The sequence below is a fragment of the Methylobacterium planeticum genome, from assembly GCF_008806345.1.
Lineage (GTDB): Bacteria > Pseudomonadota > Alphaproteobacteria > Rhizobiales > Beijerinckiaceae > Methylobacterium > Methylobacterium planeticum.
This window is the reverse complement of sequence record NZ_VZZJ01000011.1, coordinates 148,089-158,758: the sequence shown is the minus strand read 5'-3', so window position 1 is coordinate 158,758 and position 10,670 is coordinate 148,089. Positions and strand designations below refer to the sequence as shown.

At 70.7% G+C, this 10,670-nt stretch carries 8 protein-coding genes; 5 read left to right on the top strand and 3 right to left on the bottom strand.

Annotation, left to right across the window (positions count from 1 at the left end):
- Positions 1-243: 243 nt before the first annotated feature.
- From F6X51_RS14785 to lpdA, 3 genes are all read left to right on the top strand, one after another.
- The gene (locus F6X51_RS14785) at positions 244-3,228 is read left to right on the top strand and encodes a 2-oxoglutarate dehydrogenase E1 component (RefSeq protein WP_150964434.1); all 2,985 of its coding nucleotides are present in this window, start codon (positions 244-246) and stop codon (positions 3,226-3,228) included.
- Positions 3,229-3,320: 92 nt separating this feature from the next.
- The gene (gene odhB, locus F6X51_RS14780; RefSeq protein ID WP_150964433.1) at positions 3,321-4,664 is read left to right on the top strand and encodes a 2-oxoglutarate dehydrogenase complex dihydrolipoyllysine-residue succinyltransferase; all 1,344 of its coding nucleotides are present in this window, start codon (positions 3,321-3,323) and stop codon (positions 4,662-4,664) included.
- Positions 4,665-4,918: 254 nt separating this feature from the next.
- A complete protein-coding gene (lpdA, locus tag F6X51_RS14775) occupies positions 4,919-6,322 on the top strand; it encodes a dihydrolipoyl dehydrogenase (RefSeq protein WP_150964432.1) in 1,404 nt (467 codons plus the stop codon).
- A 112-nt stretch (positions 6,323-6,434) separates the two neighbouring features.
- Here the strand turns inward: lpdA and F6X51_RS14770 are convergent, their stop codons facing one another.
- On the bottom strand, positions 6,435-7,313 hold the full coding sequence (locus F6X51_RS14770; protein ID WP_150964431.1) for a response regulator: 879 nt from the start codon (positions 7,311-7,313) through the stop codon (positions 6,435-6,437).
- A 173-nt stretch (positions 7,314-7,486) separates the two neighbouring features.
- Entirely contained in the window at positions 7,487-8,461 is a 975-nt protein-coding gene (locus F6X51_RS14765) for a tyrosine recombinase XerC (protein WP_150964430.1), read from the bottom strand.
- A 128-nt stretch (positions 8,462-8,589) separates the two neighbouring features.
- Here F6X51_RS14765 and F6X51_RS14760 point away from each other — a divergent pair, with 128 nt between their 5' ends.
- Positions 8,590-8,985, top strand: coding sequence for a VOC family protein (locus F6X51_RS14760; RefSeq protein ID WP_150964429.1), 396 nt, complete (start codon positions 8,590-8,592; stop codon positions 8,983-8,985).
- Between the two features lie 366 nt (positions 8,986-9,351).
- Positions 9,352-9,498: a hypothetical protein gene (locus tag F6X51_RS27935; RefSeq protein ID WP_191970126.1), complete on the top strand. Its 147-nt coding sequence runs from the start codon at positions 9,352-9,354 to the stop codon at positions 9,496-9,498.
- Between the two features lie 34 nt (positions 9,499-9,532).
- On the opposite strand, the gene F6X51_RS14755 is transcribed toward F6X51_RS27935, so the two are convergent.
- On the bottom strand, positions 9,533-10,648 hold the full coding sequence (locus tag F6X51_RS14755) for a glycosyltransferase family 4 protein (RefSeq protein WP_150964428.1): 1,116 nt from the start codon (positions 10,646-10,648) through the stop codon (positions 9,533-9,535).
- Positions 10,649-10,670 lie beyond the last annotated feature (22 nt).

The following is a 10,670-nucleotide window of genomic DNA, read 5'->3' as shown; positions in this document are numbered from 1 at the left end:
CCGGCATCCGGGTCTCGCCCTCGCCCGCCCGCCTCGGCTCAACCCTCATCGATCGCCTCAAGGGCTGAACCCGACCCGCGCGGCTGCCCTGCAGCGCACGCATCCGCGCGAAACCCATATCAGAACCCAGCGCATTCAGGTGCGGTTGTGCGCCGCCCGCGAAGGATGCGGACGGACATGTGAGCGGGAACCGATCGCCGGCGCGGTCGAGCGAGCCCCGCGCAGCGGCAGGATGGACGGACGATGGCACGTCAGGACGTGAACGAAGCGCTCCTCGAAACCTCGTTCCTCTACGGCGGCAACGCCGCCTATATCGAGGAACTCCAGGCGGCGTTCGCCCGTGACCCGGGATCGGTCGACCCCGAGTGGCAGACCTTCTTCAAGTCGCTCGGCGAGGACGGCAGCCTCGTCGAGAAGAACGCGGCCGGCGCCTCGTGGCAGAAGCCGAACTGGCCGGTGCCCGCCAACGGCGAGATCGTCTCGGCCCTCGACGGCAACTGGGCCACCCTGGAGAAGGCCGTCGGCGAGAAGATCCGCGCCAAGGGCGAGGCCAAGCCCGGTGCCAGCGAGGGCGCCGCGGTCGTCGCCAAGACCGGCGTCTCCGTCGAGCAGGCCACCAAGGATTCGGTCCGCGCGATCATGCTGATCCGCGCCTACCGCATGCGCGGCCACCTCCACGCCAAGCTCGATCCCCTCGGCCTCGCCCCCCGCGGCGACCACGAGGAATTGCACCCGCAGCATTACGGCTTCCAGGAACCCGACTGGGACCGGCCGATCTTCCTCGACAACGTGCTCGGCCTCGAATTCTCGACGATCCGCGAGATCGTCAAGATCCTGGAGCGCACCTACTGCCAGACCCTCGGCGTCGAGTTCATGCACATCTCAGACCCCGCCGAGAAGGCGTGGATCCAGGAGCGCATCGAGGGCAAGGACAAGGAGATCTCGTTCACGCCCGAAGGGCGGCGCGCGATCCTGAACAAGCTGATCGAGGCCGAGGGCTTCGAGAAGTTCCTCGACCTGAAATACACCGGCACCAAGCGCTTCGGCCTCGACGGCTCCGAGGGCATGATCCCGGCGCTCGAACAGATCATCAAGCGCGGCGGGGCGCTCGGCGTCGAGGAGATCGTGCTCGGCATGGCCCATCGCGGCCGCCTCAACGTGCTCTCGAACGTGATGGCCAAGCCCTTCCGGGCGATCTTCAACGAGTTCAAGGGCGGCTCGGCCTCTCCGGCCGAGGTCGAGGGCTCGGGCGACGTGAAGTACCATCTCGGCGCCTCCTCGGACCGCGCCTTCGACGGCAACAACGTCCACCTCTCGCTCACCGCCAACCCGTCACACCTCGAGATCGTCGATCCGGTGGTGCTCGGCAAGGTGCGGGCCAAGCAGGACCAGCTCGCCAAGCCGAATGTCGACCGCAAGAAGGTGCTGCCGCTCCTGATCCACGGCGACGCCGCCTTCGCGGGCCAGGGCGTCGTGGCGGAGTGCTTCGGCCTGTCCGGCCTGAAGGGCCACCGCACCGGCGGCTCGATCCACTTCATCATCAACAACCAGATCGGCTTCACCACCGATCCGCGCTTCTCGCGCTCCTCGCCCTACCCGTCGGACGTGGCCAAGATGGTCGAGGCACCGATCTTCCACTGCAACGGCGACGATCCGGAGGCCGTGACCTTCGCCGCGAAGGTCGCGACCGAGTACCGGCAGAAGTTCGGCAAGCCCGTCGTCATCGACATGCTCTGCTATCGCCGCTTCGGCCACAACGAGGGCGACGAGCCGGCCTTCACCCAGCCGAAGATGTACCAGCGCATCCGCAAGCACCCGACGGTGCTGGAGACCTACGGGCGCAAGCTCGTGGAATCCGGCGCGGTGACGCAGGAGGCCCTCGACGCCCGCAAGGCCGAGTTCCGCGCGCTCCTCGACGGCGAGCTCGACGTGGCCGGCAACTACAAGGCCAACAAGGCCGACTGGCTCGACGGGCGCTGGTCCGGCTTCAAGGCCGTGCGCGAGGATGTCGACGATCCCCGCCGCGGGCAGACCGGCGTGCCGGCCGACACGCTCCGCGAGATCGGCCAGAGGATCACGCAGGCGCCCCCCGGCTTCCACCTGCACCGGACCATCCAGCGCTTCCTCGACAACCGCGCCAAGGCGGTCGAGACCGGCGTCGGCATCGACTGGGCGAGCGCCGAGGCCCTGGCCTTCGGCTCGCTGCTCCTCGAAGGCCACCGGGTCCGCCTCTCGGGCCAGGACGTCGAGCGCGGCACCTTCTCGCAGCGCCACGCCGTGGTGATCGATCAGGAGAACGAGCAGCGCTACACCTCGCTCAACGGCATCCGCGAGGGGCAGGCGAATCTCGAGGTCATCAACTCGATGCTCTCCGAGGAGGCGGTGCTCGGCTTCGAGTACGGCTACTCGCTCGCCGAGCCGAACGCCGTCGTCCTGTGGGAGGCGCAGTTCGGCGACTTCGCCAACGGCGCCCAGGTCGTGGTCGACCAGTTCATCTCGAGCGGGGAGCGCAAGTGGCTGCGCATGTCCGGCCTCGTGATGCTGCTGCCGCACGGCTACGAGGGCCAGGGTCCGGAGCATTCCTCCGCCCGCCTCGAGCGCTACCTGCAGATGTGCGCCGAGGACAACATGCAGGTCGCCAACTGCTCGACCCCGGCGAACTACTTCCACATCCTGCGCCGGCAGCTGAAGCGCGACTTCCGCAAGCCCCTGATCCTGATGACGCCGAAATCGCTGCTGCGCCACAAGCGGGCGGTCTCCTCCCTCGACGCGATCGCGGAGGGCTCGACCTTCCACCGCATCCTGTGGGACGACGCCGAGCACGAGGAGGGCGGCGTCAAGCTCGTCAAGGACGACAAGGTCCGGCGCGTCGTGCTCTGCTCGGGCAAGGTCTATTACGACCTGTTCGAGGAGCGCGAGAAGCGCGGCGTCAACGACGTCTACCTGATGCGGGTCGAGCAGCTCTATCCCTTCCCCCTCAAGGCGCTCGCCACCGAGATGAGCCGCTTCCGCAACGCGGAGGTGGTCTGGTGCCAGGAGGAGCCCAAGAACATGGGCGCGTGGGCCTTCGTCGAGCCTTATCTCGAATGGGTGCTCGGCCAGGCCGGCGCCGCGGTGAAGCGGGTGCGCTACGTCGGCCGTCCGGCCTCCGCCTCCACGGCGGTCGGCCAGATGTCCAAGCACCAGGCCCAGCTCCAGGCCTTCCTCAACGAGGCCCTGGCGGTCTGAGCCGTCTGCGAACCTGACCTGACGGCGCCGGGAGCCGGCGCCGCCTCCCCTTCCGGGCCGGCGAGCCGGCCCCAACCCCGGCGTGAAGACCCATGGCAACCGATATCCTTGTCCCGACGCTCGGCGAATCCGTGAGCGAGGCCACCATCGGCCGCTGGTTCAAGAAGCCGGGCGACACCGTGGCGGCCGACGAGCCGCTGGTCGAGCTCGAGACCGACAAGGTCACCCTCGAGGTCAACGCGCCGGCGGCCGGCGAGCTCGGCGAGATCCTCGTCAAGGACGGCGAGACCGTGGAGCCCGGCGCCCTGCTCGGCTCGATCGTCGAGGCCGGCGCGGGGGGGGCTAAGGCAGCCTCCAAGGAAGCCCCCAAGGAAGCCGCCAAGCCCGACACCAAGTCCGAGACCAAGGCGGAGAGCCGCAGCGAGGCGCCGAAGGACAAGGCCGCCGAGACCAGGGCCGTCGAGGAGGCGCCTGCCAGGGAATCGGCCGCCGGCTACGGCAACCACGGCGACGCCGCGCCCGCCGGCGCCCGCCCGTCGGGCGACAACGGTCCGGCGGTGGCGAAGCTCGCGCGGGAATCGGGCGTCGATCCGTCGGGGGTCAACGGCAGCGGCAAGGACGGCCGCGTGACCAAGGGCGACATGCTGGCCGCGCTGGCCAAGGGCCCGGCCCAGCAGGCGCCCGCCAAGGAGGCCAGGCCGACGCTGCCGCGCGCGCCCTCCGCGCCGGACGATGCCGCGCGCGAGGAGCGCGTGCGCATGACGAAGCTGCGCCAGACCATCGCGCGCCGCCTCAAGGAGGCGCAGGACACCGCCGCGATGCTCACGACGTTCAACGACGTCGACATGGGTGCCGTGATGGCGATGCGCGCCCAGTACAAGGATATCTTCGAGAAGAAGCACGGCACGAAGCTCGGCTTCATGGGCTTCTTCACCAAGGCGGTGATCGGGGCGCTGAAGGACGTGCCGGCGGTCAATGCCGAGATCGACGGGCAGGACGTCGTCTACAAGAACTACTACCACATCGGCATCGCGGTCGGCACCGATAAGGGCCTCGTCGTGCCGGTGGTGCGCGATGCCGACGACCTCTCGATCGCCGGGATCGAGAAGAAGATCGCGGGCTTCGGCAAGAAGGCCCGCGACGGCAAGCTCTCCATCGACGAGATGCAGGGCGGCACCTTCACGATCACCAACGGCGGCATCTACGGCTCGCTGATGTCGACCCCGATCCTCAACGCGCCGCAATCGGGCATCCTCGGGATGCACCGGATCGAGGAGCGTCCCGTGGTCCGCGCCGGCAAGATCGAGGCGCGGCCGATGATGTATCTCGCCCTCTCCTACGATCACCGCATCGTGGACGGGAAGGAGGCGGTGACCTTCCTGGTGCGGGTCAAGGAGGCGCTCGAGGATCCGGCCCGCCTCGTCCTCGACCTGTGATCCGTCATCGCGTCCCGGACCTGTAATACGGACGTCCTGAAACGCCATCTATCGTTTCATCGGCCCCTTCCCGGCACACCGGGAGGGGGCGCGCTGACAGCGGCCTGGACCGGCCGCGGACCGGCTCCTCGCCGCGATCATGGGGAGGGGCCGCACCACCGAACCGGCGGCCTGGGCGGCGAGAGCGTCCGGTCCGAGGGAACGGCCGCGTGCCCGCGGCCGGCCCGAAGCGACGAGAAGGAAGACCGCACACCATGAGCAGCTACGATCTCGTCGTCATCGGCACCGGCCCCGGCGGCTATGTCTGCGCCATCCGGGCCGCCCAGCTCGGGTTGAAGACGGCGGTCGTCGAGAAGCGGGCGACCCACGGGGGCACCTGCCTGAATGTCGGCTGCATCCCCTCCAAGGCCCTGCTCCACGCCTCCGAGGCCTTCGAGGAGGCGGGCAAGCACTTCGCCGATCTCGGGGTGATCGTGAGCGAGCCCAAGCTCGACCTCAGGAAGATGATGGCCTTCAAGGACGAGGGCGTCGCCGGCAACACCAAGGGCGTCGAGTTCCTGCTCAAGAAGAACGGCGTCGACAGCTACCGCGGCACCGGCCGCCTCGCGGGTGCCGGCCGCGTCGAGGTGATCGCCGAGGATGGCGGCAACCAGCTCCTCGAGACGAAGAACGTCGTCATCGCGACCGGCTCCGACGTGACGAAGCTGCCCGGCGTCACCATCGACGAGAAGGTCGTGGTCTCCTCGACGGGCGCCCTGGAGCTCGCGAGCGTCCCGAAGCGGCTCGTGGTCATCGGGGCGGGCGTGATCGGCCTCGAACTCGGCTCGGTCTGGCGCCGCCTCGGCTCCGAGGTGACGGTGGTCGAGTATCTCGACCGGGTCCTGCCCGGGATGGACGGCGAGGTCGGCAAGCAGTTCCATCGCATCCTCGGCAAGCAGGGCATCGCCTTCAAGCTGTCCTCGAAGGTCACCGGCGTCGAGGTCGGGAAGAAGGGCGCGACCGTGACGGTGGAGCCGGCCGCGGGCGGCGAGGCCGAGAAGCTGCAGGCCGACGTCGTGCTCGTGGCGATCGGCCGCGTGCCCTACACCGAGGGGCTCGGGCTCGAGACCGTCGGCGTGCAGGTCGACAACAAGGGCCGGATCCAGACGGACAGCCATTACGCCACCAACGTCACGGGCATCTATGCCATCGGCGACGTGATCGCGGGGCCGATGCTCGCCCACAAGGCCGAGGACGAGGGCGTGGCGGTGGCCGAGCTGCTCGCCGGCCAGTCCGGCCACGTGAACTACGGGGTGATCCCGAACGTGGTCTACACCTTCCCGGAGGTCGCCTCGGTCGGAAAGACCGAGGAGGAGCTGAAGAAGGACGGCATCGCCTACAATGCCGGCAAGTTCCCCTTCACGGCCAACGGCCGCGCCAAGGTCAACCACACCACGGACGGCTTCGTGAAGATCCTGGCGGATGCCACCACCGACCGGGTGCTCGGCGTGCACATCGTCGGCGCGGATGCGGGCAACCTCATCGCCGAAGTGGCGGTGGCGATGGAGTTCGGCGCCAGCGCCGAGGACGTCGCCCGGACCTGCCACGCCCATCCGACCCTGACCGAGGCCGTGAAGGAAGCGGCGCTCGCCGTCGGCAAGCGGGCGATCCACATCTAGGGAGCCTCGGGCCGTCTGCGGATCGATCCACGGCGGCTTCGGGCGCCGTCTTCGGATCCGGGCTCGGAACGCGCTCCCTCCCGGGGGAAGATCGTCCCGGCGGCCGGCCCGTTCAGGCCGAGCGCCGGGTCGGCGCGAGGTCGGCGACGCGCAGGAGGGCCGTCGGCGCCGGCGGAGCCGTGAGCGCGTTCAGCAGGTAGGGCCGGCGCAGGCCGAGGGCATGGTGCAGCGCGAGGTCGATGTCGCGGGCATAGAACGGCATCTTCAGGACGAAGGAGACGCCAAAATAGCGCGCCGCGTGCGCGATCGGCTCCGGGTCGCCGGTGGTCATCAGGGTGAGGCGCGTGTCGAGGTTCAGGGACTGGACCTGGCAGGCGAGCTCGAGCCCGTCGAGGCCCGCGAGGTTCGCGTCGATGAAGGCGAGGCTGTAGGCGCCCATGCGCAGGAGCTTGAGGGCGTGACGCCCGCTGTCGGTCTCGTCCACCACGAGGTTGAAGCCGCTGCGGGTCAGCACCCGGCCGATCATGCTGCGGCCGGCCTCGGAGGAGGCCGCGAGCAGCACCGAGGTCGGCTCCTGGCGGCGCGCATTGGCCTGGAGCAGGCTGTCGATATGGTCGGGGTCGAGGGGGATCTTCAGGACCTCGTAGGCCTGCAGGCTCTGGGCGAGCTCCTGCCATTGCGGGAAGACGCGCGCCGCCACGAAGACGAGGCAGGGGAGGTTGCCCCCGCGCTTGCGCGCGAGCGCCACGGCCTCCGGGCCGCTCAGGCCGTCGAGCTGCAGGCCGACGAAGCCGAGCGACGGACGCTTCGTCAGGATGATGTCGATGAGTTCCTGGCCCGAGGCCGCTTCCGTGATCTGCGCCGCGGGGTCGAACCGGCGGACGATCGCCGCGAGGGCCGTGCGCCGGCTGGCATCGGCGTCGGCGATGAGCACGGTCGCCGATGAGGCGCCCCGGGGCGCTGCGCGGATGTCGGTGAGAGGGTCCGGCATGGCCTTCCAACGGGATCGAGATCAGGTCGGGGCCACCTTAGCGGGTCAAATGTAAGCGCCACCTTAACTTGAAAATATCCTCGCCATTGCAATCTGGATGTCAGGTTTTGCCCAATTCTGGCGCGCGACTGGACCAATCTCCAGAATGCGCGCGGGGAAAATTTCACCCCTGATCAAGGTGAGGCCCGCCGCGCGGCGCGCGGATGTGCAGCATCGAAGGCGCTCATCAGGCGGGCCGCGTCGATCTGGGTATAGAGCTGCGTGGTCGACAGGGAAGCGTGTCCGAGCAGTTCCTGGATGGCCCGCAACTCACCGCGGCGGGCCAGGAGATGCGTCGCGAAGGAGTGGCGCAGGGCGTGCGGCGTCGCGCTCGCGGGCAGGCCGAGGGCGCCGCGCAGCGAGGCCACCGCGTACTGGATGACGCGCGGCGAGAGCACGCCGCCCTTGGCCCCGACGAAGAGCGGCCCCTCGGGGGTCAGATCGTGCGGGCAGGCGGCGAGGTAATCCGCCACCGCCTGCGCTACGACGGGCAGGATCGGCACCATGCGCGCCTTGTCGCCCTTGCCGCGCACCGTCACGGCGTCCACGCCCGGCACCGGCGCATCCCGCCGGGTCAGGCCGAGGGCTTCGGAGATGCGCAGGCCCGCCCCGTAGAGCAGCGCCAGCACCGCGGCGTCGCGGGCGAGGATCCAGGGCGCCCGGTCCTCGCCGGCCCGCAGGTCGGCGGTCGTGATGGCCCGGGCCGCGGGCACCGGCAGCGGGCGGGGCAGGCGCCGCTCGACCTTGGGCGAGCGCACCGCGCCGAGGGCCGCCACGCTCGAATGCCCCTCGCGCTCGAGGTGGCGGGCGAAGGAGCGCACGCCCGCGAGCCCCCGCATCAGGGAGCGGCCCCCGACGCCGTCGGCCCGGCGCGCCGCCATGAAGCCGCGCACGTCGCGGGGCTTGAGGGCCACGAGGCCGGCGATGGTCGGCGTGCCCTGGCGCCCGTCGAGGTGCACCAGGAATTGACGCAGGTCGCGCGCGTAGGCCTCGACGGTGTTCGGGGCCATCCGCCGCTCGCGGGCGAGCCCGTCCTGCCAGGCGTCGATCGCGGCCCGCAGGGCGGCGTCGCCCGGCAGGGTCAGGTCGGAGGCGGGGCTCAGGGGCATGGTCATCCTCTCGCGGCGGATCGGCCCATCTGACGCCTGCGCGGTTGACGCCCGGTTGAGATCGCGGAAGGTCCCGGGGCCCGCCTCAGGCGTGGCCCCCGCCGCCGAGAGCCCATGAGAGGTCGCCCATGTCGAAACCCGTCCATGCCATGATCCGCGTCCTCGACGAGTCCCGCTCGCGCGACTACTACGCCCGCGCCTTCGGCCTCGCGGTCGCCGACCGCTTCGACTTCCCCGACTTCACCCTGATCTACCTGCGGGATCCGGCCTCGCCCTTCGAGCTCGAGCTGACCGTCAACAAGGACCGCACGACGCCCTACGATCTCGGCGACGGCTACGGCCACATCGCCGTGACGGTGGACGACGTCGAGGCCGAGCAGGCCCGCTTCGCCCGCGAGGGCCTGCCCGCCACGCCGGTCAAGACCCTGAAGCACGCGGATGAGGCCCTGGCGCGCTTCTTCTTCGCCACCGATCCGGACGGCTACAAGATCGAGGTGATCCAGCGCGGCGGCCGCTTCGCCTGAGGCGGCCGGGTGGTCCTCGACCACGCGGACCGACCGGCCGTGAAGCGCATGCGGGTTCGGGGTGCGTTCTCGAAGCGGCCCGCGCCGGTGTGGGATGGACGTCGTCCGGTGCCGGGCACGGACCGGCGCGCCCTTCACAGGCCGGCTCGCGGCAGCCGACCTGGCAGCGGAAGCCGACGAAATCCCCTCCGGTCGATGCACGCCCGGAGAACATCCCCCCATCAGCACATCGTCCTGAGTATTCGATCGAATTTCTCAATGAAAATAGGCTAATCTTGGCTCGATGCTGGTGCCAAGCTCGGCAACAGGAGCCGATGCGACGCAAAACCATTGCCCGATGGCCTCGATTGCACAGGTTGATCCGAGATGGATGCCGGGCAACTCGAGGTCCGCACCGACGATCCGCCCGACGCGCCCCGCGCCTTCGACCGGATCGGCCGGACCACGGCGGGCGTCGCGGCGGCGGCCGCCCTGATGCGCGGCATGAACGGCCGCCGCCGACCCGGGACCTGACCGGAGCGCTTCGCCGGCACGACGAAGCGGGCCCTCAGGCGGCCACGCCCGTCGGCAGGCGCGCGCTGAGCGTCGCGTAGACGGCCGCGATCGCGTCGAGCGCGGCCTCGCGGCCGTATTGCTCCGAGCGGGCCCGCGCCGCCTCGCCGAACCGGCGGCGGCGGTCGCGGTCGGCGAGGAGCCCGGTGATGGCGCGCTCCGCCGCCGCCGCATCGTCGGGCGGGACCAGGATCGCGGCCTCCTCCCAGAGTTCGCGGAAGGTCGGGATGTCGGAGAGGACCAGGGCGCAGCCCGCCTGCGCCGCCTCCAGCACACCGAGCCCGAAGGGCTCGTAGCGGGAGAGCGAGGCAAAGATCGGCCGTGCCGCGAGGCGGGCGGCGAGGTCCGCCGCCGGGATCGGACCGAGGGCCTGGACGCTTTGCAGCGCGACGCGCTCGCCCTCTGGGCTCTCGATGCTCCCCGCGGCCTGGACCGGGACGGGCAGGCCCTCGGCGACCCGGTCGAGGGCCGTGAGGTTGCGGCCCCGGTCCCAGAGCCGGCCGCTGGTGAGGACGAGGGGCAGTCCCTGGCAGGGCGAGACCGGCCCGGGCGCGCGCCGGCCGGGACGCACCACCAGGGGCGGGGCCTCGAGACCGTAGGCGGCGGCGGTCAGCTCCGCGAAGGCGTGGGTCGGCGCGATCAGCAGGTCGGCCGCGCGCAGGCCCTCCGCCGCGAGGTCGCGCTGCCAGGTCAGGTCTGGGCTCAGCGGCGCCTCCTCGAGGGTCGCCCACCGCGTCGCCGCGCAGTCGTGGCAGGTCACGACGGTCGGGATCGGGATGCCGCCGCCCGCGATCAGGGCCGGATCGTGCAGGTGCGCGATATCGGCCTGCAGCCGCCAGGCGAGGCCCGCGATGGCGTCGGCCGCCTCGCGCAGGGCGGTGCCGTCCGGGGCGGCCGGGTCGAGGCTCAGGCCCGTCACGACGAGCCGGCACTCCGCGATCGCCGCGGCGCTGGCCGTCTGCTCCGGGCTGGGGGCCGGCCCGAGGACCGCGAGGGTGGTGGAGACGCCGCGCCCCGAGAGGCCCGCGGCGAGTTCGAGGGTGTAGCCCCAGAGGCCGCGCGCGGCCTCCGTCGAGAGCAGCACGTGCAGTCCGCTCAGCGAGGCGCGCATGCGATCCTCCGTCCAGCGCCGC